Source organism: Halosolutus sp. DAT137, from assembly GCF_059736405.1.
Map to the genome: position 1 here is coordinate 1 of NZ_JCAQID010000014.1, position 20,860 is coordinate 20,860.

22 protein-coding genes are annotated in these 20,860 nt (G+C 65.6%); 14 read left to right on the top strand and 8 right to left on the bottom strand.

What is annotated here, in order from left to right; translation table 11 throughout:
- Nucleotides 1–271 precede the first annotated feature (271 nt).
- Entirely contained in the window at nt 272–1,225 is a 954-nt protein-coding gene (locus tag AC6I6L_RS19800; protein WP_497919499.1) for an ArsR/SmtB family transcription factor, read from the top strand.
- A 141-nt stretch (nt 1,226–1,366) separates the two neighbouring features.
- Nucleotides 1,367–2,803 (top strand): DNA primase DnaG, encoded by a 1,437-nt coding sequence (dnaG, locus tag AC6I6L_RS19805; RefSeq protein ID WP_497919500.1) that lies wholly within the window; start codon nt 1,367–1,369, stop codon nt 2,801–2,803.
- A gap of 43 nt (nt 2,804–2,846) precedes the next feature.
- Here the strand turns inward: dnaG and AC6I6L_RS19810 are convergent, their stop codons facing one another.
- Together AC6I6L_RS19810 and AC6I6L_RS19815 are read right to left on the bottom strand one after the other, a co-directional pair.
- Nucleotides 2,847–3,806 (bottom strand): hypothetical protein, encoded by a 960-nt coding sequence (locus AC6I6L_RS19810; protein WP_497919501.1) that lies wholly within the window; start codon nt 3,804–3,806, stop codon nt 2,847–2,849.
- Between the two features lie 113 nt (nt 3,807–3,919).
- A complete protein-coding gene (locus AC6I6L_RS19815; RefSeq protein WP_497919502.1) occupies nt 3,920–5,254 on the bottom strand; it encodes a DUF92 domain-containing protein in 1,335 nt (444 codons plus the stop codon).
- A gap of 243 nt (nt 5,255–5,497) precedes the next feature.
- Here AC6I6L_RS19815 and AC6I6L_RS19820 point away from each other — a divergent pair, with 243 nt between their 5' ends.
- Nucleotides 5,498–6,103 (top strand): undecaprenyl diphosphate synthase family protein, encoded by a 606-nt coding sequence (locus AC6I6L_RS19820; protein ID WP_497919503.1) that lies wholly within the window; start codon nt 5,498–5,500, stop codon nt 6,101–6,103.
- Between the two features lie 80 nt (nt 6,104–6,183).
- On the opposite strand, the gene AC6I6L_RS19825 is transcribed toward AC6I6L_RS19820, so the two are convergent.
- The 3 genes from AC6I6L_RS19825 to uppS all read right to left on the bottom strand — a co-directional run bounded on the left by AC6I6L_RS19825 (nt 6,184) and on the right by uppS (nt 7,911).
- Nucleotides 6,184–6,624 (bottom strand): hypothetical protein, encoded by a 441-nt coding sequence (locus AC6I6L_RS19825; RefSeq protein ID WP_497919504.1) that lies wholly within the window; start codon nt 6,622–6,624, stop codon nt 6,184–6,186.
- Between the two features lie 85 nt (nt 6,625–6,709).
- Nucleotides 6,710–6,928 (bottom strand): hypothetical protein, encoded by a 219-nt coding sequence (locus AC6I6L_RS19830; RefSeq protein ID WP_497919505.1) that lies wholly within the window; start codon nt 6,926–6,928, stop codon nt 6,710–6,712.
- Nucleotides 6,929–6,978: 50 nt separating this feature from the next.
- The gene (uppS, locus tag AC6I6L_RS19835; protein ID WP_497919506.1) at nt 6,979–7,911 is read right to left on the bottom strand and encodes a polyprenyl diphosphate synthase; all 933 of its coding nucleotides are present in this window, start codon (nt 7,909–7,911) and stop codon (nt 6,979–6,981) included.
- Nucleotides 7,912–8,077: 166 nt separating this feature from the next.
- Between uppS and AC6I6L_RS19840 the strand changes: the two genes are divergently transcribed.
- From AC6I6L_RS19840 to AC6I6L_RS19870, 7 genes are all read left to right on the top strand, one after another.
- Nucleotides 8,078–8,482, top strand: a complete 405-nt coding sequence (locus AC6I6L_RS19840; protein ID WP_497919507.1) for a DUF5778 family protein — start codon at nt 8,078–8,080, stop codon at nt 8,480–8,482.
- A gap of 199 nt (nt 8,483–8,681) precedes the next feature.
- Nucleotides 8,682–9,803, top strand: coding sequence for a siroheme decarboxylase subunit beta (ahbB, locus tag AC6I6L_RS19845; RefSeq protein ID WP_497919508.1), 1,122 nt, complete (start codon nt 8,682–8,684; stop codon nt 9,801–9,803).
- A gap of 29 nt (nt 9,804–9,832) precedes the next feature.
- Nucleotides 9,833–10,489 (top strand): precorrin-2 dehydrogenase/sirohydrochlorin ferrochelatase family protein, encoded by a 657-nt coding sequence (locus tag AC6I6L_RS19850; RefSeq protein ID WP_497919509.1) that lies wholly within the window; start codon nt 9,833–9,835, stop codon nt 10,487–10,489.
- Nucleotides 10,486–11,868, top strand: a complete 1,383-nt coding sequence (hemA, locus tag AC6I6L_RS19855) for a glutamyl-tRNA reductase (RefSeq protein ID WP_497919510.1) — start codon at nt 10,486–10,488, stop codon at nt 11,866–11,868. Before AC6I6L_RS19850 ends, hemA begins: the two co-directional genes overlap by 4 nt.
- A gap of 66 nt (nt 11,869–11,934) precedes the next feature.
- The gene (locus AC6I6L_RS19860; RefSeq protein WP_497919511.1) at nt 11,935–12,216 is read left to right on the top strand and encodes a 4a-hydroxytetrahydrobiopterin dehydratase; all 282 of its coding nucleotides are present in this window, start codon (nt 11,935–11,937) and stop codon (nt 12,214–12,216) included.
- Between the two features lie 23 nt (nt 12,217–12,239).
- Complete coding sequence (gene lwrS / locus AC6I6L_RS19865; protein ID WP_497919512.1) at nt 12,240–12,638, top strand: LWR-salt protein; 399 nt, start codon at nt 12,240–12,242, stop codon at nt 12,636–12,638.
- Between the two features lie 173 nt (nt 12,639–12,811).
- Nucleotides 12,812–13,441 carry an HAD family hydrolase gene (locus tag AC6I6L_RS19870; protein WP_497919513.1) on the top strand — a complete coding sequence of 210 codons (630 nt, stop codon included), beginning with the start codon at nt 12,812–12,814 and terminating at the stop codon, nt 13,439–13,441.
- 77 nt (nt 13,442–13,518) lie between these two features.
- Here AC6I6L_RS19870 and AC6I6L_RS19875 read toward each other — a convergent pair whose 3' ends face one another.
- Nucleotides 13,519–14,157 (bottom strand): helix-turn-helix domain-containing protein, encoded by a 639-nt coding sequence (locus AC6I6L_RS19875; protein WP_497919514.1) that lies wholly within the window; start codon nt 14,155–14,157, stop codon nt 13,519–13,521.
- 122 nt (nt 14,158–14,279) lie between these two features.
- Nucleotides 14,280–16,193 carry a molybdopterin biosynthesis protein gene (locus AC6I6L_RS19880; protein WP_497919515.1) on the bottom strand — a complete coding sequence of 638 codons (1,914 nt, stop codon included), beginning with the start codon at nt 16,191–16,193 and terminating at the stop codon, nt 14,280–14,282.
- A 156-nt stretch (nt 16,194–16,349) separates the two neighbouring features.
- On the opposite strand from AC6I6L_RS19880, the gene AC6I6L_RS19885 reads away from it, so the two are divergent.
- Together AC6I6L_RS19885 and AC6I6L_RS19890 are read left to right on the top strand one after the other, a co-directional pair.
- Nucleotides 16,350–17,486 carry a serine hydrolase domain-containing protein gene (locus tag AC6I6L_RS19885; RefSeq protein ID WP_497919516.1) on the top strand — a complete coding sequence of 379 codons (1,137 nt, stop codon included), beginning with the start codon at nt 16,350–16,352 and terminating at the stop codon, nt 17,484–17,486.
- Between the two features lie 94 nt (nt 17,487–17,580).
- Nucleotides 17,581–17,778: a hypothetical protein gene (locus AC6I6L_RS19890; RefSeq protein ID WP_497919517.1), complete on the top strand. Its 198-nt coding sequence runs from the start codon at nt 17,581–17,583 to the stop codon at nt 17,776–17,778.
- A gap of 278 nt (nt 17,779–18,056) precedes the next feature.
- Here AC6I6L_RS19890 and AC6I6L_RS19895 read toward each other — a convergent pair whose 3' ends face one another.
- Nucleotides 18,057–19,409 carry a molybdopterin molybdotransferase MoeA gene (locus tag AC6I6L_RS19895; RefSeq protein ID WP_497919518.1) on the bottom strand — a complete coding sequence of 451 codons (1,353 nt, stop codon included), beginning with the start codon at nt 19,407–19,409 and terminating at the stop codon, nt 18,057–18,059.
- 109 nt (nt 19,410–19,518) lie between these two features.
- Between AC6I6L_RS19895 and AC6I6L_RS19900 the strand changes: the two genes are divergently transcribed.
- Both AC6I6L_RS19900 and AC6I6L_RS19905 read left to right on the top strand, forming a co-directional pair.
- Nucleotides 19,519–20,340: a GIDE domain-containing protein gene (locus tag AC6I6L_RS19900; protein WP_497919519.1), complete on the top strand. Its 822-nt coding sequence runs from the start codon at nt 19,519–19,521 to the stop codon at nt 20,338–20,340.
- A gap of 111 nt (nt 20,341–20,451) precedes the next feature.
- Nucleotides 20,452–20,811, top strand: a complete 360-nt coding sequence (locus tag AC6I6L_RS19905; protein WP_497919520.1) for an Hsp20/alpha crystallin family protein — start codon at nt 20,452–20,454, stop codon at nt 20,809–20,811.
- The last annotated feature ends 49 nt before the right edge of the window (nt 20,812–20,860 follow it).

Genomic DNA, 20,860 nt, shown 5'->3' on the forward strand with positions numbered 1-20,860 from the left:
TTCGCTATCGTGGTTCTCGCTCACTCCGTTCGCTCACGGGTCACATCCGTTCCCCGTTCGCTATCGTGGTTCTCGCTCACTCCGTTCGCTCCGAACCACGCTCGCTCCGAACCACGCTCTTTCCGTGCGATCGAGTGTGCACTGACGGTAAGTGGCTACTATCCCGTCCGCACCCATCCCAACGCAGTCAGCCGATCTTCCAAGCTAAAAAAGCACTTTCACCGAGGAAAAGGAGTATACGTGTTGGCCAGAGAATGCATCTCGAACGAGTATGGCCCGTCTATTTCCGTTCCGGTCCGAGCCCTCGACGCGGGATGGGCAACCGCGCGTCGTCGATCTCGAGGGTGAGGATGCGGATGCCGTTTTCAGCGCGTTGTCGTCGACGACAGCGAGACAGATTTACGCGCGACTCGACGACGAACCGGGAACGCCGAGCGACATCGCCGAGGCGATCGATTCCTCGATTCAGAACGTTCGCTACCATCTGGAGAACCTCGAAAACGCTGGCCTCGTTGAGGTCGTCGACACGTGGTACTCCTCTCGCGGCAACGAGATGAGCGTCTACGCGACGACGGACGGCCCGTTGATCGTGACGAGCGACGAGTCGACGGCCTCACAGCTGAAGACGGCGATTTCGCGACTGATCGGTGGCATCGGTGCACTGGCGGGTGGGAGCCTGCTCGTCCAGTACGGTCTCACGCGGCAGCTGGGCTTCGCCGGAACGGACGACACCGGACCGTCCGGTGGTGAGGCGACGCCGGGTGGGACTGGGGAAACCGACGATCCCGACACGGCAGATTCGGAAGACGATGCGGCGGCGGAGCAGGACGACGCCGCCGAGGAGAGCCCGGACGACGACGCAACCGGGGAGGGCGCGAACGAGGAGTCAGAAGAGACGGCAGATGCGGAGTCGGAAGATGATTTCACTACCGAAGAAATCGAAACGGAGACGGAACCAGAAGAACCGGAACCGTCCGACGACGCCGCCGCGGATGCGGACGACTCCGCTGCGGACGCGAACGACTCCGTCGACGGCGGGGCGATCGACAACGAATCGGCGGAGAACGCGAGCGACGCCATCGTAGAGAACGCGAGCGACGGTAGTGCGGAGGCGGCCGAGGCCGTTTTCGCGACGGTGCCGCCGGGGCTGCTCTTTTTTCTCGGCGGACTCGCCGTGTTGCTCGCGATCACGATCTACTGGTACTGGTATCAGCCCCAATACTAAGCGAAGACTGAGACTGATCAGCCGCGATACTGAGTTGCTCCGTTCTGTCACAGGTCAACAGCTATTTGCCCGTCACGGTCCACATTCTATGTATAACGGTTTCGGATGCGCCGTCCCCTTTTCCCCGGGGACAGATCTCCCATGGAAGATACCTCGAAATACCTGATTCACGCGGACGTGACTGCTGACGGGGTCGTCAAGCGGAGCGACGTCGTCGGTGCCATCTTCGGACAAACCGAAGGGTTGCTCGGCGACGAACTCGATCTCCGCGACCTCCGCCAGTCACAGAAAGTCGGCCGTATCGACGTCGAAATCGCGAGCACGGGCGGCCAGTCACACGGCCACTGTACGATCGCGACTAGCCTCGACAAGGTCGAGACGGCGACGCTCGCCGCCTCCCTCGAAACGATCACCCGCGTCGGACCCTGTCGGGCATCTCTCGACGTAACCGAGATCGAGGACGTTCGGGCGGCGAAACGTCGCGAGGTCGTCGATCGCGCCAAGGAACTCCTCCGGACGGGCTTCGACGACAGCGTGATGTCCTCCGAGGAGATTCTCGCGGAGGTCCGCCAGCACGTCCGCGTCGAGGACATCACCGAATACGAGGGGCTGCCCGCCGGTCCCCGCGTCACCGACAGCGACGCGATCATCGTCGTCGAAGGCCGATCGGACGTCCTTACTTTGTTGAAGTACGGCATCAAGAACGCGATCGCCGTGGAGGGAACCAACGTCCCCGAGGCGATCGCAGAACTCACCCGCCACCGGACCGTGACCGCGTTTCTCGATGGGGACCGCGGCGGCGACCTCATCCTCGAGGAACTCTCGCAGGTAGGCGACATCGATTACGTCGCGTTCGCACCGGCCGGCGAATCCGTGGAGGAACTCGACCACCACCAGTTGTTCGCCGCGCTCCGGAACAAGGTTCCCTACGACTCGGTCTCAGGGATGAGCGAGCCGCGCGAAGCCGTCGCCGCGACCGACGGGAGCGCAACGCCGGCACCGCGGCCGTCGAAAAGCGAGTCCACGTCTGCCACGTCAGCCCCTTCGACCGGCTCCGCAGACCCGGAATCCGGTCAGTCGGAGCCTGACGGAGGGACCCGGGCCTCGAGACCCGACGCGGATCGGGGCGTCGAGACAGCGGCGGAGTCGCCACCGAAAACCGACAGCGCGACGACGCCCGAAACGGACACGGTCGGCGGCGATTCGGCGGCGACAGGCGCGGCAGCCGGCGACACTGAATCGGCCGACGTTCCCGCGACCATCTACGACCACGCGACGGCGATCGTCCGCGACGGAACCGACACGGTCCGGTTTCTCGACGCCGACGCGACGGTGCTCGACGATGCCCCGGCGACCGACGCCTACAGCGCACTCGAAGGACTCGAGACGGCTCCGGCGACGATAATCCTCGACGAAATTCTCGATCAGCGCCTGCTCGATCTCGCCGCCGATCGCGGCGTCGATCGAATCGTCGCGCGATCGCTGGGCCAGTTTACGAAACGACCTACAGACGTTCGCGTTCACGCGATCGACGACGTCGCGGAGACGACTCCAAACACGGATTCGGGGTCGAACTGATCGCCCGTCGCTCTCGATTGACGCCCCGCTGTCGATCGTTCGGTTAGCGTCCGCCGTCGAGTGCCCGCTCGAGCCCGATCGCCGTCGCCTGCGCGCGAAGGAAGGTTCGCGTCGGGACCGTTGCGTCGACGAGTACGGTTCGCCCGGATCGATCGAGGGTCACGTCGTCGACGGTTTCCGGGCCCGACCGGGCCTCGCGGAGCACGCTCCGGACGGTGTCCGTCGAGAGCCGTCTCGGGTTCGCGACGACGCCGTAGGTCACGTCGGTTCGATCGCGCGACTGGACCGTCGCCGCCGCCCCGATTTCGTCGGCCGCGTCGATAACCTGCGCCAGCGGCCCCCTCGCGCCGGCAAGTGCGTCGCGGAGGTGACGCCGGGTTCCGGCGTCGAGTGCCGCGCTGACGACGGCATCCCCGTTCAGCGCGGTGTGAACTCCGGGTGCGGATCGACGCCGTCCCGACGCCGACCCACCGGTGTGTGCGCCGAGTTCCGCGTCGAGTCGATCGATCGCTGTCGCCCGTTCCTCGGCCGCATAGCCGACGACGATCGACCCGTCGGTCGGGGCGATGGCGACGCCGTCGTCGACCAGGAACCGATCGACGCCCTCGCGGGAGCCGAGCGTGCGGGCGGTGGTCCGGCGACACTCCCGTCGAAGGGCGTCCGTGGCGAACGAGCCGCGAATGACCGCCGAACCGGCGACGGGCCGACCGGACGCGACCGACGCGACGCCGCCAACCCCTCCACACTGATCGATCGAGACGCTGTCGAATCGACTCTCGAGGCGGCGGACAACCGGGGCGATCTGCTCGGGTGCCCGCGTCGCTCGCACCGCAGCGGCGTTTGCCGTCCCCACGACGGTGCTCGTCGATTGGGCGTCGGGGTCCTCGCGGGGCTGCCGTCGCCGGGCGGTCCGTGCGGCGGCTACACCGGCGTTTCCAACAAGTGCGAGCGTCCCAGCGGCAATGCCTGCAGTCCCGGAGACGACCGATCGTCGCGAAATCATAGTCCAGTCTTGCCTCTGGGAGTGGTAAACCGCACCGAGTGTTTTCCCGATCGGAAAACGCGCCGCCGATCGTCGCGGGGAGGAGTACGGTACCGACGCACGTCGCTGGTGCGTCAGCCGAAGACTGGAAACGACAGGACGAGCAGCGCACAGAGCAACGCTCCCGAGAGCGTCGCGAGGAAATTCACGCCTTGATTGCCGAGCAAGGTCCCCTCGAGGGTCGCCCCGAGGAGACTGTCGACGGTCATCCCGGCGAAGCCTGCGGCGGCGATGATCACGGCTCCGAGGAGATCGATCTCGGGGAACAGCGCGTAGGACGCACCGGCGACGATCGCGCCGCCGGCGAGGCCCGCGACCTCCCCTTGCCACGTAACGCCGCCGTCGGTTCCGGGTTCGACGGGTTCGAGCGTGGTGATCAGCCGCGGCGTCTCGAAGACACTCCCGATTTCGCTCGAGAGGGTGTCGCTCATCGCCGTCGCGACCGACCCGGCAAACGCAAAGAGAAACAGGGCGGGATCGGGATCGCCCGGAAGGAGCGTCGCCGAACTGGCGGCGTAACCGAGGACGGCCGCGAGGGCGACCGCCGCGTTTCCGAGAACGTTTCCGCTGCCGCGAGCGCCGTTGTTGTCCTCTGCAACCCCGATCGATTCCTTCTGTTCGTAGCGGAACTTCGTCGAGAGGCCGCCGATCGCAAAAAAGGAGATGAGGACGGCGAACCAGCCGTAGCCGCCGAGGACGATCGTCAGCAGGCCGAGCAACACGCCGGTGAGCATGCCGGCGATCGAGGCGGTTTCGAGGGCGTAGGACGCGTAGCCGAACGCGACCGTAATCGCCAGCGCCGCGACGATCTCGATCGGTCCGAGGACGGGTTGCAGCGAGGCGAGCAGCCACAGCAAGAGTCCGACCGACAGCATGACGACCGGATCGTCGTACAAAAAGAGCACGTCACGGAGCAACGCCGCGAGTAACGCGCCGCTGGCGGCGAGAAAGAGCACGGTCGGCACCTGCGAATTGGTGATCGCTTCCTGCCCGAGGATCGCCGTGGCCGTCTGTCCGGCGACTGCGGCTCCCGTCGCGAACAGACAGAACGCGGTCACGTGGACGAGGTCCCGATCGCTCCAGCCTCTGGCGAGTTGCTCGCCGAGATTCCCGTAGCCGATCAACAGGACGGTTCCGACGAAGACGGCGGTCGACATCGACGACGTCGTCGCGATCAGTCCGAGGGCGATCCCGGCGAGAACGAACGTCAGGAGTCCGTAGAGTCGGTTATCCTCGTAGTCTCCGGGATAGGCAAGCAGCTCGAACAGCGGACCGTCAGTGACGACGAACGCCCCCACGAGAACGACCGCAGCGAGCGGTGCTGCGGCCAACGGACCGGCGATCGGGACGGCGAGCGACAGCGTACAGAGGAGCGCAAAAACGCCTGCTCGCCGAACGGGTGCTGTCACGATATCCGATCCTTTCTGTGGCGTTCACTTGAACCTTCGTGAACGACCCCGTGCCGGTTTTCACCCACGTCAGCCGCTCTTGTACGAAACCAGCGATCGGTCTTCGAAGCCAACCAGCGATCGATCGCCGGGCCGACGAAGTGGGCTTGCCGACGCGCAGGTCGCGGATTCAACGATCGATCGCGAGCAGGCGAGCCGTACCGAACCCAAACCCGTATTGTCGTCGGTGGATATCTCTTGGACGTGGGCCTGTACGAACGATATCTCGCACGCCAGATCGGTCGCCACGACGGGTCTCTCCCAGAGCATATCGCGCTGGTCATCACCGAGCGCGATCTGCTAGAGGAAGGTGCCTATGAGACGCTGACGGACTGTTTCGAGTGGGCGTTCGAGTACGCCTCCCGCGTCACCGTCTACGTGAGCGTCCTCGACGCCGCGGCGGTCCCCACCCTGCGACGCGAACTCGAGACGATCGACGCCCCGCGGGAGGTCGCCGTCCGCGGTCCCGACGACAACACGCCAGCCGACGCCCCGATCCAGATCGGGATCGGTCTCGGCGGGAAACACGAGTTCACCAGCGCCGTCCGAACCCTCGCAGAGAGCGTCGAGGCGGACGACCTCGACCCCGAAGCGATCGACGACGACCACGTCGAGAAGCACCTAATATTCCCTTCGGAGCCGGATTTAGTGATCAAAACCGGTGCGGAACGGCTCTCGGATTTTATGATCTGGCAGTCGGTCTACTCCGAACTCTACTTCACCGACGTCAACTGGCGGGACTTCCGCAAGCGGGATTTCCTGCGCGCCGTCCGGGAGTTCTGTAATCGGTCGCGCCGGTTTGGGAAGTAGCCGCGCGCGACAAGAAGTAGCCGCGCGCGACGCAGTGACTCCGCGATCGCTCGCCACGAGCTCGCCTTCGGCTCTCGAACTCAGGCGTCCCGAACGGTAATCGCGAACGTTCTGGACGCCGAGTCTGCACCGTCGCGGTCCGATCGGTTCCACACCGTTACGCCGTAGTGGTAGGTCCCGGGCGTCGCGTCCGCCGCGACCGAGACCGGAAGGTCGACAGTGACCGTCTGGCGCGATCGCCACCAGTACCAGTAGGGCGGCAACGAGTCGTCCTGGCTGTTCGGCGACGGCGAGACGCTGGCCTCGAGCACGTCGACGTGGACGCCTTCCCCGTGCGGGAGCGGGGAGACGATGAGGCTCCCGACGTTGGTCGCGGTCACTGAGAGCACGGTCTCCTCGCCCGGCCCGAGGACCGGTTCGGTTCCCTCGGCGTCCGGCGACCCGACGAAGCCGCGGAGGCTCCACGCGACGAGCGTAGTGAGTCCGGCGATGCCGCCGAGGAGTGTGCGTCTGGAGGGCATACGTCTTGGTTTCGACCAAGATGTCAAAAATATACCTTCGCACACGCTCGACGGCCACTCCACGTCTGCCGACTCGGAGGTACGGTCATCCCTCCAGCGACGGTTCGACGGAAGCCGCGATCGTCACGAGTACGCCGACAGTCACGAGGAGAAACCCGCCGCCGATCGCGAAAAACTCGACGGGCTGGGTCTGTTCGGTCGCTGCGGCCGGGTGCCGAAGGACGCCGTTGGCTGCGAGAACGAGAAAGACAGCGACTCCAAGGCCCGTCGTGGCGATGCCGGTCGCGACCTGGCGACGCTCCATACGTGGCGTTCGGACTCGAATCGATTGGGTGTTTCGGAGCGCGATCGGGATTAGTCGGCCGCCCGACCGCTCGACTCGACCGTCTCCAGATCCTCCTCGTCCGGTTGTTCGGCCGTCGGCAGCGAATCTCGAAACCGATCGACGATCGATCGCGCCTCGACGAGATCCGGATCGCTGACCGCACCCAGGAGCGCGAGCGCGCGTCTGGCGCGGGTGCGTCGCCAGGACTCCTCGCGGTGTTCGTAGGTGCGGATGCCCCGCAGGAAGTCCGTCTTGGAGAACTCCGGCCAGTAGGGCGTACAGAAGAAGACGGCGGCCTCGTTGCCGTTTGCGTGCCAGGGCAGGAAGTTCGAGGTTCGCTCGTCGCCGCCCGTCCGGATGATCAGGTCGACGTCGCGAACCGGATCGTCGTACAGTCGCCGCTCGATCGTCTCGACGTCGATCTCCGCCGGGTCGACGGTCCCGTCATCGACGTCCTCGGCCACGCCTCGCGCGGCCTCGAGCAGTTGCGATCGGCCGCCGTAGGCGAGGGCGATATTGAGAACGAACTCGTCGTAGCCGCTGGTTTGCTTTTCGGCGTACTCGACGGCGTCTCGCACTCGCTCGGGCAACCGATCGACGGCACCGATCGCACGGATTCGGACCTCGTTCTCGTGGACGCGATCGGCGTCAGCGAACTCCCGGAGTTTCTCGCGGAGCAACTCGTAAAGAGCCTCGCGTTCCTCGCGCGGGCGATCGAAGTTCTCCGTCGAGAAGGCGTACAGCGTCAGTTCCTCGACGCCGATCTGTTGACACCATTCGAGGACCGCTTCGGTGGTTTCGGCACCGGCTCGGTGGCCCGCCGTCTCGTCCTGGTCGTTCCGGCGGGCGTACCGTCGATTGCCGTCCTGAATCACTGCGACGTGGGTCGGTGCGCCGGCGATCTCTCTGGCGAGCAACTGCTCGTAGGCGGCGTCGACGCGCTGACGGAGCCACCGCTTCATCACTCGAATCGACGATACCGACGATTATGTTCTTTGTGTGTGACTCATACTCAGTGATACTGGTCATCGGAATAACATAGCTGCGTATCAAACACCGTCACTGGGCGGGTCTGGTAGTACGTTCGAATCGTGACGGCTATCTGTCCGGCTATCCTGCGTTCGGACAATGCCAGACGCGATCGACGACGACCTCTACCAGCGAACGAAGGCGCTGCTCGAACCCGGCGAGATCGTACTCAACGGCGCGATCGTCCACACGGAGTACAGCGGCCAGGAAGACGTCCAGATGATGCAGGCGACGATCGACGTCGGCGACATCATCGCTGAGTACGCCGGGCACGACCCGAAAGACTGCTACGTCTACTCGGGCAACGACGACACCGACTTCTCCTCGAACCAGCACCAGGGATTGACCCTCGACGACGAGGCGTTCGTCTGGGAGTGCCAGCAACTGCTTCGCCAGGGGACGTTCGACATCGTGATCTACTACGAGGCGAGCGCCGACCACGAGGCGATTCTGTCGGAGATTCGTGACCTCGGCTACGAGGTAACCGGCGTCGAGGGCAAGTAGTCACTCGCCGACGGCTGCATCCTCTCTGATACCGCTTCCGTCCTTCTCCGATGCCGTCTGCGTTCTTTCGCGACACCGTCGGCGTTCTTCCCCGATACCGACAGGCACAACGCTGATGGGTGATACCCCCGCAGCCTCGGTTCCCCGATATCGTGGAACTCCCGGTTCGTTTATGCACCGGCGCTCCCGAGTGTTCGATATGAGCACGGACGTCGACCTTACCGAACGCGAGCGGGCCGTCGTTAACGCCTTTCAGGGCGGTTTTCCCGTCGTCGACCAGCCGTTCGAGGCTGCAGCAACCGCGATGTCCGAACGCGGGGTCGACATCGACGCGACGGCACTGCTCGAGACGATTCGCGACCTCGACGATCGCGGCGTGCTCTCGCGATTCGGCCCGCTGATCAACGCCCAGGAGATCGGCGGCGCGGCGACCCTCGTCGCCATGCACGCACCGGCGGACCGCTTCGACGAGATCGTCGAGGCGGTCAACGACCATCGCGAGGTCGCACACAACTACGAACGCGCCCATCCGCACCTGAACGTCTGGTTCGTCGTTTCGGTCGCAGACGGCGAGACGCAAAACGCCTCGACTGTGAGCGGTGGAACCGAGAACGATCGCGTCCGAGAAGTCCTCGACGCGATCGAAGCCGAGACGGGCCAGCCGACGTACAACCTGCCGAAACAACAGGAGTTCCGCGTCGAGGCGAAGTTCTACGTCGACGGTCCGCTCGACGGCTCCGACGGAGAGCCTGCAGGCATCGACTGTTCCGACCTCGGTCCCGACGTCGAACCGTCCGACGCGTCTACCCTCTCGCCCGCTGAACGGGATCTCGTTCTCGAGGTTCAGGACGGCTTGCCGCTATCCGCGACGCCCTACGCCGACGTCGCCGCCGCGATCGATCGCGACCCCGAGTGGACTCGGGAAACGATCCAGCGGTTCGATCGCGAGGGGAAGATCCGTCGAATCGGCGTCGTTCCGAACCACTACGCGCTCGGCTACACGGAAAACGGAATGACCGTCTGGAACGTTCCCGACGATCTCGTGAGCGAGGTCGGTCCCGAGGTCGCCTCGCTCCCGTTCGTGACCCACTGTTACGAACGGCCGCGCCACGACGGCGTCTGGCCGTACAACTTCTTCGCGATGACTCACGGCCGCAGCGAGGCCGAAAGCGAGCGGCGCATCGAGCAGGTGCGTGAGACGATGGCCGGCTACTGGGACGTCAGCGAGGACGACTGGGATTCGCTGTTCTCGACGCAAATACTGAAGAAAACCGGTATTCGTCTGGCTGAGCGCGCAGAGGCAAACACCAAGACGGCGTGAGAAAAAATGAACGGTGATCTAACAACTGTATGATTCCGCTCTTTCACGATTTCTCCGGCGCGACGGTGCTCGTTTTCGGCGGCGGTCCCGTCGGCGCTCGCAAGGCTCGCAAATTCGCCCGCGAAGCTGACGTGACGGTCGTCAGTCCCGAGTTCGTCGACGCCGAATTCGGCGACGCGACCCTTATCCGGGCCGCGCCGGGACCGGACGACGTTCCGGACTGGCTCGATCGGTTCGAGCCGGCGCTGGTCGTTGCGGCGACGAACGACGAGGCGATAAATGACGCCGTCGCTGACGCCGCACGCGATCGCGGAACCCTCGTCAACCGTGCGGACGAGTCTGGAGGGCGCGATCCGGGCAGCGTCGTCGTTCCGGCGACGGTCCGGGAGGACCCCGTCGTCGTCGCGATCGCCACCGGCGGAACGGCCCCCGCGCTGAGCAAGTATCTCCGCGGCGAACTCGACGAAACGCTTTCGGGTGCCGGCGAAATGGCCAGGGTCTGTTCGACGCTCCGTTCGGAACTCAAAGCGCAAGACGTCTCTCCGACGCGCCGGCGGGAGATCGTCACCGACGTCGTCAATTCTCCGTCGGTTTGGACAGCTTTACGTACTGGTACTTCCAACTGTCCGCAAGTGATAGAGGACGTACTCGGTGAGGACCCCACTACCGGAGGTGAGCAAGCGTGACGTCGACCGGCGTCATCACGGCCGCGCGCGTGACACACGAAAGCGGGACCGTCGACGATATCGCAGCCGTGAGTCCCGACAGTCAGTGCGACGCCGTCGCGACGCTGTGCTCGCTTCCGGACATCGAGGAGGCGTTCGTCCTCTCGACGTGCAACCGGGTCGAAGCCTACGTCGTCGGTCTCGACGATGCCGTCGGACGGGCTGCCCTCGAAGCGTTTTTCGCGACGGTCGACGACGAGGCACTCGTCGTGACCGACCACGACGATAGTCTCCGCCACCTGCTGTGTGTGTCGGCCGGGCTGGAGTCGGTTATCCTCGGCGAAGATCAGATCATGGGCCAGGTCCGAACGGCCTACGAGGACGCCCGCGCCGCGGGCGGCATCGGTTCGATGCTCGAAACGGCCGTAACGAAAGCGATCCACGTCGGCGAACGCGCCCGGACCGAGACCGAAATCAACGAAGGCGTCGTCTCGCTTGGCTCCGCGGCCACGAAACTCGCCGGCACCGAGGTCGCTCTCGAGGGGGCGACGTCGCTGGTCGTCGGTGCCGGAGAAATGGGACAACTCGCCGCCCGAAGTCTCGACGACGCCGGCGTCGACGAGATTCTGATCGCGAACCGAACCGTCTCCCACGCCGAACACATCGCGGACCAGCTCGAGGCGACCGCCAGCGGCGTCCCCCTCGGAGCGCTCGGAACGATCGCCACGGAGGCGGACGTCATCATCACCGCGACCGGCAGCGACGACCCGCTGCTCGAGTCGTCACACCTCGTCGATAATGCCCAGACGGCGACCGCGATCGAAACCAGAACTCGCGAAGACGGATCCGAAGACGGCCAACCGGAGCGAGTCGTCGTCGACCTGGGCCAGCCTCGAGACGTCTCCCCGGACGCCGGGTCGCACCCGTCAGTGTGCGTCTACGATCTGGACGATCTGGAGTCGGTAACCGAGCAAACGCGCACTCAGCGAGCCGACGCGGCACGCGAGGTGGAGTCGATGATCGATCGCGAGTTCGCGTTGCTCTGCGACCAGTACAAGCGCGCCCGTGCGGACGAAGCCATCGCGGCGATGTACGAATCCGCCGAACGGATCAAAGAGCGCGAACTCGAGACGGCCCGCTCACAGCTCGGCGGCGAGCTCTCACCGGATCAGCGCGAGGTGATCGAGGCCATGGCCGACTCGCTCGTCAACCAGCTTCTCGCCCCGCCGACGAAGAGCCTCCGCGAGGCCGCCGCGAACGACGACTGGAGTACGATCAACACCGCGTTACAGCTGTTCGATCCCAAGTTTGGCGACGACGGCCGGTTGCCGCCGTCGACCGCCACGCTCCTCGGAACCGAGTCGTCCGACGTTGCGATCGGCGCGACCGACGACGACTGAGAGGAATTCGCGTCGCCGGCCCCCCGGGGCACAATCATTATTAAATTGGGTTCCGTTCGAGACCACATGGCTGACCTGCTTTCGGACGGCGAAATCGAGGACCAACTCCCCGAAACCTGGAGTCGGGAGGGTGAGGAAATCGTTCGCCAGTACGAGTTCGATGACTACCTTCGCGGCGTCAACTTCGCCCAGATGGTCGGCGAGATCGCCGAGGCGCAGTTTCACCACCCCGAGATCATCATCCGCTACTCGGAAGTCGAGATCCGCCTGACCTCTCACGAAGAGGGCGGAATCACGGATGCGGACGTCGAAATGGCCAACCTCCTCGAATCCGAACGAAACGCCTGATACGTATTCGTGTCCGTGGCTCAATGGAGGGAACGTACGTCTTTCGCGTGACGCTTCGAGACGCACCGTCCCGGAGCGACGTCGCCGTCGACCCCGAAACCGCCGAGACGACGATCACGCTCTCTCGGGATGCCCCGGAACCCGAAACCGACGGCTGGCTATTCTTCCGGGATACGCTCTGGCGCGGCGAGATTGGCGACGACGAGTACGGCCGCAATCTCGCCGCGACCTGGCTCGAGATCCCTCGCCATCGCGTCGAGTCGGTCTCGTTTCGCGAGTTGCAGGTCGACGAGGCGTACTTCGAGGCGCTGAAAGACGCGATCGCAGCGAATCTCGACGCGTTCAACGCCGACACTGTCTCGGAAGTCCTCTCGAAGTACCTCGGTTCGAGTATCCGCGTTCTCGATACCGAGTCGGGCTGATCCTCCGGGCGCACGTTGGTCCGTGGAAGGCGCGCGATCGAGGTCGAACGCGATCGTCTGGCGTTCGGTCGCGACCGTAATTCGTCCGGCCTTCGGTCGCGGCCGCGGTGGGCGACGACGCGTTTCTGCGGGCGATAGACATATACTTGGGAGTACCGTATTTTTCGCTCCCGATGGTCTCCGAGTACGATTTCTGGCTGCTCGATCTCGACGGAACACTCGTCGATGTCGAGTGGTCGTACACCCGTGACGTGTTCGATCGAGTGGGCGATCGACTCGGTCGCGAGTTCACCGATCGGGAGGCCGAAATTCTGTGGCACGGACTGTCCGGCTCTCGCGACCGACAACTCGAGGCGTGGGGAATCGACGCCACCGAGTTCTGGACGGCGTTTCACGCCGAGGAGGATCCGCTGGTCCGGGCCGAACAGACCTATCTCCACGACGATGCGGCGTTCGTCGCTGATCTCGACGTGCCGGTCGGACTGGTGACCCACTGCCAGGAGTTTCTCGCGGACCCGGTCCTCGAGCACGTCGGTATCCGGGACTGGTTCGACGCGCGACTCTGCTGTACGGAAGAAACCGGCTGGAAGCCCGATCCCGAACCGGTGCAGTCGGTAATGGGCGATCTCGGCGTCGGCCACAACGGCCACCGAGGCGTGCTCGCCGGGGACGGTGCCTGCGACGTCGGGGCCGCCTGGAACGCCGGTCTCGATGCGATCCACGTCGAACGGCTCGGACACGATCGACGCGGCCAATGTGTCCTTGGCGACTACCGCATCCAGTCGTTCGAGGAGCTGTCCTGAATCCGATCTGGGGACGCGGTCGCTCTCTGTGAACACGGTCGCTCTGTCGAGATGACCGCGGCGCCCCATCGTGACGGTCAGTTCGTCGCCGGCTGTATCTCCTCGTCGACTAACGTTTCGTAGGCCCGGCGCAACCGTTCGGAGAGCGCCTGATGAGAGATACCGAGTTCGCCCGCGAGTTCTTCCATCGAAATCTCCCTGGGTATCTCGAAGTAGCCCCGTTCGAGTGCGGCCTCCAGGGCTTCTCGCTGTTCGGGGGTGAGTTGCGTCTCCGGGCCGGACATCCTCGAGACGTCCGTCACCCGGCGAAGATCGACGGTGACTCCCTGGTCGACGAGCAGGTCGTGGGCGTCACAGAGGGTGTCCCGATCGTTGTACCGGACCCTGACCTGCCACCAGCCGCCGCTCCCTCGGGCCTCGAGCAACGAGCCGCCGTTTGCCAGCAGCTGATCGCACAGCGTCACCGTGCCGTCTGCGAACGTCACGTCGTAGAGGCGTCGATCGCCCGCCTCGACGAGCAGTTCGTACGCTTCGATCGACGGGTCCGCCTCGAAAGCCGTCGCCGTCGGAGCGTGGTCGGCATTCGACACCCAGAGACAGGGACGCGTCCGGGAGACCGCCGATTCGAGTTCGACGGTCGCCTCGGGGACGCGGTCGAAGACCACCGAAAGCGTCGTATCCGACGTGGGAAGCCGGAACTCGGCTATGGTCGACATCACCACTCCTACACCTTGATCGCGTAAAAATTGCTGTTGGAGAGTGCGTGACTATCGTCTCGGTTGACAGTGGGCCAACCGGAGTCGGACGCGCCGTCGGCGGGCCACGGCGAGTCGGGATCTCACTCGGCAGCGTCGAACGACGGCCGCGCCTCGAGCGATCGCTTCAGCGCCCGGACGCCGGCTTTTTCCGTTCGATCGGGATTCGCGAGGACGCGGACCGACTCCTCGCCTACCGGGACGAATCCGAGATCGAGCCGATCGGCGGTCGCCCGGAGTCCGAGAGCGGCGTCCGCGTCGCCGGCGATGACCTTTCGGGCGGGACTCTCGTGGGCTCGCAAGCCGAGGTCGAAGCCGTCGATCGCATCGACGAGATCGTGGCGCGTGGTCCCACGCTCGTCCGCGAGGGCGGCGGTCGCTTCCCCCAGACTCGTCCGCAGGCCGGAGTCGGTCGTCCGATTGACGAAGCGCAGGTCCCGATCGACCAGATCGGCGACCCCTTCGATTTCGTCGGGGTTGCCCGGGCGAACGACGAGTCCCCACTCGCGGTCCCACCCCCCGAGTTCGTCCCCGTCGATCGCACGATCGATCGGGCCAGCGACGACGGCGACGTCGGGGACACCCTCTCTGAGCCGTCGCAGGCCGGGCCGGGAACCGACCGAGAGGTAGCGCGGATTGTCGAGGTCGTCGAGTACCCGGTTGAACGTGGGATCGTCCTCGCCGGCTCCGAGCAGCGTCGGCGGGCGGACGTCCGGCGAGAACAACTGGACGGTAACGGGTTCGCCCTCGTCGAGGTAGTCGGTGTCCGGATCGACCGTGACGACGCCGTCGGCCTCGGCCAGGCTGGTCGTCGCCCCGCTACCCTTGTCGACGGGGTAGACGAGCGTCTCGCCGTCGCCGGTTTCGGTGATCCCGACGGGCATGAGCCTGAGCCGTCCCTCGCCGTAGCGTTCCTGTCTGGCCATCCGGCCCTCGACGATCGCCGCGTTCGGCTCCGGAACGCCCGCGGCCTCGCGAATCGCGGGCGCGACGAACGTCCGGAACACCATCATCGCGGAGACGGGATAGCCCGGCAGTCCGACGTACGCCGACCCGGATAGTCGACCGACGAGCATCGGCTTCCCCGGCTTGACCGCGACGCCGTGGAGCAACAACTCGCCCTGTTCTTCGATGACGCGGTAGATGACGTCGACCGCGCTCGCGCTGGTCGACCCCGACGAGAGCACGAGGTCACACTCCTCGGCGGCCTCGCGGAGTATTCGCTCCATTTCGTCCTGATCGTCACCCGCGTGAGGGTAGAGGACGGCTTCGCCGCCGGCGTCTTCGACCCCCGCGGCGATCGTGTAGCTGTTGACGTCGTAGATCTCGCCGCGATCGCTGTCGACCTCCTCGCCGGGACGGACGAGTTCGTCGCCGGTCGAGACGATGCCGACGCGGGGACGGGCCCGGACCGGAACTTCGTCGATGCCGAGCGCCGAAAGGAGGCCGACGTCTCGGGGCGTAATCTGGGTCCCGGGACCGAGCGCCCGCTCGCCCGCGGCGACGTCCGCGCCGGCGAACATGACGTTGTCTCCGGGGGCGACCGACGTTCGGATCAGGACTTCCTCGCCGCCGGCACTCGCGGCGTCGCCGCTCGCGTTCTCCGTCGAGCCGTGCTCGACACGATCCGTTCGTTCGACGGGCACCATCGCGTCCGCGCCGTCGGGCATCACCGCGCCGGTGGAAATTTCGACGGCCTCACCCTCGCCCACTGCGACGTCGGGTTCTTCGCCAGCGTGTACCTCACCGGTCAGGGCCAGTCGTGCCGGGTCCGCCTCGTCGGCTCCGAACGTGTCTCTCGCCCGAAGTGCATAGCCGTCGAGACTCGCCCGATCGAAACCGGGAACGTCGAGTTCGGCGTCGAGGCGGGCGACGAGCACCCGCCCCCGCGCCTCGTCAAGCGAAACGCGCTCGACCCCGCCTTCGAGCGAGAGCGAGCCGATCGCCGCATGTGCCTCCTCCGGAGATGCGAGATCGCGAAACTCCTTGCGGTCCATACCGCCCCTTCGTGTGCCGGCGGTAAAAACGGTGGTCGGACGGAATCATCGATCGGTTTCGGGAGCGACGATCAGACCGAGAACGGGATCGGAGAGGTCGACCGGAAACCGGACCGCGGGACAACGACTAACCGGCCGGCCGGAGCAGACGGTGGTATGACGCGAGTCGACGCCGCCGATCGCGAGCGGATCGCCGCCCTGTTCGAGCGCCACCTCGCGGTCGGACTCCACCACGGCGCACAACTGGCCGTCTACATCGATGGTACCTGCATCCTCGATCTGGCAGGTGGCGTCGCCAGACCCGGCGGGGACCGAACGACGCCCGAGACCCGACACGTCCTCTTTTCCTGTGCGAAACCCTACGCCGCGGTCGCGCTTCACTCGCTTGTCGACGACGAAGAACTCGCCTACGACGATCGAGTCGTCGACCACTGGTCCGGTTTTGCTGAGGACGGTACCGAAAAGGCCGAGATCACCGTTCGACAGGTACTCAGCCACACCGCGGGGCTGCAGTACGGCCCGATCAACGACCGCCCCGAGGAGTGGACCGACTGGCACGCCGCCGTCTCTCGGATCGAGGAGATGGACCTCGTGACGCCGCCCGGCGAGACGCCCGCCTATCACGCGCTCACCTTCGGCTGGATCGTCGGTGAACTCGCCCGCCGCGTCTCCGGAGCGCCGATCGAGCACCTCGCTGCGGAACGCGTCTTCGACCCGCTCGGGATGACCGACACCGGTATCGGTCTTCGGAAGAACGAGCCAGACGAGGTCGCCACGCTGGTCGGCTTCGAGGAATTCGATCGCTGTCGCGAATCAGACGAGGGCCTCGGGGCTGACCACACCGCGCTCGCGGATCTGTTCAACGAAGAACGGTTTCGCCGGGCCGTTATTCCCGCATCCAGCGGTATCGGAACCGCCCGAGACATGGCCCGATTCTACGCCTGTCTCGCGAACGGCGGCGAACTCGACGGCACCCGAATTCTCTCGCCCGAAACCGTCGACGCGATGACTGCGACCGAGGCCGAGACGGACGCCGACGGTACCCTCTCTCGACCAGCCCGGTTCGCCCTCGGGTTCTGGAAAGGCGGGACGGGCGCGGACCCGTACGGCTCTATGACTCCGGAACGGGTCTTCGGCCACGCCGGCCTCGGAAGCAGCGTCGGCTGGGCCGACCCCGACGAGAACGTCGGCTTCGCGTACGTCACGAACGGGGTTCGAGATGGCTCCTACGAGCACGTGGCGCGATCGCGGTCGATCGCGGACGCGGTTCGACTGGCGCTCAGACCCCGGTGATCGTTTTTTCGGCAGCGACTGCACGCCGAGCAGTCCCTGCAGGTATCCCATCAGATGACGTTACCCGGCCACTCCTCGTCGAGTTTCGGTACTCATGACGCGAGTGCCACAATCCGAGACGCGATCGACGGTGACGCAGGACGTTGCGTGCCCGAACTGCGGCGAGCGTGTGGCCGTCCCGGTTTCTGACGGGACCGACGAACTTCGAGCCAGCCCCTCAGTACGCGCATTTGGCGACCAGACCGAAATCGACTGTTCGTGTGGACGCCCGTTCTGGGTCCATCACTGCTAGAGGGGGTCGAAACCGATGTCCCCTTGGACTCCCCGACAGCCCGTGCGATCGCCGTCCGAGACCGATCGGGCAGCGGATTCGAGTAAGCACTCGAGGCGACTGCCAGTGTCCACCCTCGTGTTCTTGATGCTGGGCGGAGTCGTGTCGTTCGCGCTGGCTTCGGTTCTGGCCGCCGTCAGGACGAGCTACCGGCCGTCTCGGGGCTGTTGAGCGCTGTTCGTGTCGATCACGGAACTGCACCAGTTCGATCAGTACGAGTCCGTCGACCCAGCCGACCGCTACGGGTTGACCTCCCAGTTCTCGACGGTGACGGTCTCGCCGGCGGGAATCCCCTCTCGGTCGTCGTCGACGACGACCCAGCCGTCGGCGAGTGCGACGCTCGAGAGAACCCCCGAGCCGCTTGCTCGCGTCGGGATCGCCTCGTACGCCGGACCGTCGGTGCGATCGGCGTCTTCTCGCTCTTGGAGTTGCACTCGCGCGAACGTTCGCGTCCCCGGCTCGCTCGGGATCTTCCGATCGAGCGTGGCCCGAACGCTCGGGTGAGGGTCGGGCGTTGTCCCCTCGAGCCAGCGCAGGGTCGGCCGGAGGAACTGGACGGCGTTGACGATGCAGGCGACGGGGTACCCCGGCAGTGCGAGCACGGGCGTTTCCTCGACGACGCCGAGACAGACCGGATGGCCGGGCTTGAGTCCGACGCCGTGGACGACGACCTCACCCAGGCTGTCGATCACTTCGGGCAGGAGATCGCGTTCGCCCACCGAGGAGCCGCCAGTCGTGACGACGACGTCTTTGGTCAGATCGCGCTGGATGGCGACCCGAAGCGACTCGAAGTCGTCCGTGACCACGTCTCGGTAGGTCGCCCGCCCGCCCCAGCGATCGACCATTCGGGAGACGGTGAGCCCGTTCGTTTCGATCACCTCGCCCGGACCAGGGTCGTGGGAGACGAGTTCTTCCCCCGTCGGAACGACGCCGACGGTCGGTCGCTTTGCCACGTCGAGGCGGGCGTACCCCGCCGATCGACACAGCCCGAGATCCGAGGGGCGGAGTCGGTGGCCCGGCTCGTACAGCACCTCTCCTTCCTCGATGTCCTCGCCGACGGGCGCGACGTTTTCGCCCTCCGCGACGGCGTCTTCGACCTCGACGTCTCCCATCGCTTCGAGTTCCGTTACCTGTTCGATCATCACGACGGCGTTCGCCCCCTCCGGAAGGGCGCTGCCGGTGTGGACCCGCGCCGCCGTCTGGGGATCGACCCGGTCGGCGGTGGCGTGATCGTCGCCCTCTCCTTCGCTGGCAGTCTCTCCCTCGGCGGCGTCCTCCCCGTCGCTTCCAGCTGGCGCTGCGATCCGCAACACCTCGGGCGATCGATCGCTCGCCCCGAAGGTATCGCTGGCCCGGACGGCGTAGCCGTCCATCGCGGCCCGCTGGTAGTGGGGGACGTTCCGTACGGCAGTGACGGACTGGGCGAGCGTCCGCCCGTCGGCGCGTTCGACGTCGACGGTTTCCGTCCCCGTCAACGGGCCGCCGCCCTCGTCCCCTTCGATGATTGCCTCTTTGAGAATCCGCCGCGCATCGTCGACGGGAGTCCGTACCTTGAATCCGGCTTCCGTGCGCTCCCGGTCGGCACCTTCCATACCCTGAATCGGGTTGCCGGAGGGCAAAAACGTGGGGGGACGGACGATCGATCCCGGTCGCCTGACGACGTGTCGATACACTTACCGCTCTGCCGGCGAGAGCGAGCGTATGGTCGTTCCGCCGATCGAACCGGTCGCCGCCGTCGTACTCGTACTCGTTGCTTCGGGTGCGCTCGTCGCTCTCCTCTACGGATTCGGTGAACTCCGACTCGCAAATTACGTCCTTCGATCGCGTCCCGAGGCCGTCCTCGACGCACCCAACGGCGGCCCGATCGAGCTTCGCGGAACCGCGAAACCGGCCGGCGGCCTCCTCCGATCGCCGTTTACCGACACGCCGTGTCTGGCCTACGAGTTCACAGTCGAAGAAGAGCGAAACTCGAAGAACGGTCGCTCGTGGACGACGATCGCCTCGGGCGAGGAGTACGTTCCGTTTCGACTCGACGACGGCTCCGGGAGCGTGCTGATCGAGCCGCCCGGTGCCGATTTTCGGCTCACAGAACACGCCCGGATCGACGTGGACGGCGGCCGAGCGCCGCCGGAACCGATCCAGCGCTTTATCGATCGAACCGACGACGTCGACTGCCAGAACCACAGTCTCGACCTCCGCCTGTTCGAGCTTCGGACGGGCAGCGATCGCCGCTTTCGCGAGCGTCTCCTCGAGCCCGACGAGCCAGTCCACGTCCTCGGGACCGCCCGCTACGACACGACCGTTTCGCGACGTGCCGGCGAGATCAACGCCGCCGTCGGGATCGACGAGCGGCTCCTCTCGGACAGTCGATGGGTCCGACTGCGCTACCGGCTGTTCGGCTTCCCGTTCGTCATCTCCGACAGCACCGAACGCCGACTCGGGCTGGTCGCCGCACTCCGGGGCGGTGTAGCCGTCCTGATTGCGATCGTCCTCCCGCTGTTCGTGCTTGCGTGGTTCTTCTAGCCGATCTGTCTCACCGGCGTCTGGACCCGATCTCTCATCCCGGCGCGACCACCGACAGAGGAAACGGCCGCTACCGCGGCCTTTTTCGTACCGGCGTTCGAATCTTCACTCATGTCAGGGCTCCGTGAGGCGCTGCGGGATCTCTCCGACGACGTCTTTTTCGACATCCTCGAGAGTGACGATGCCTACCTCCTCGTGCTGGACGTTCCCGGCGTTACCGCCGATTCGATCGAGTGCTCGATCGAGGACGGCCGCCTCGCTGTCGAGGCTCACCGGGAGAAATCCGTCGACGGCGATTACCGCTACATCGAGGAGAACCGATCGCAGTTTCTCGATTTCGAGGTTCCGATCCCCGCCGACGCGATCGAATCGGAGTCGGAGCCGACCGTCGAACGCGGCGTGCTCACCCTCTCGCTGCGGAAGCGATCGGGCGGCGAAACGACGATCGACGTCGTCGACGGTGACGCCTAACCCGAGGTGACCGAGACTGGCTCAGCTTCGTGCGTACAAGCGGTTCGTC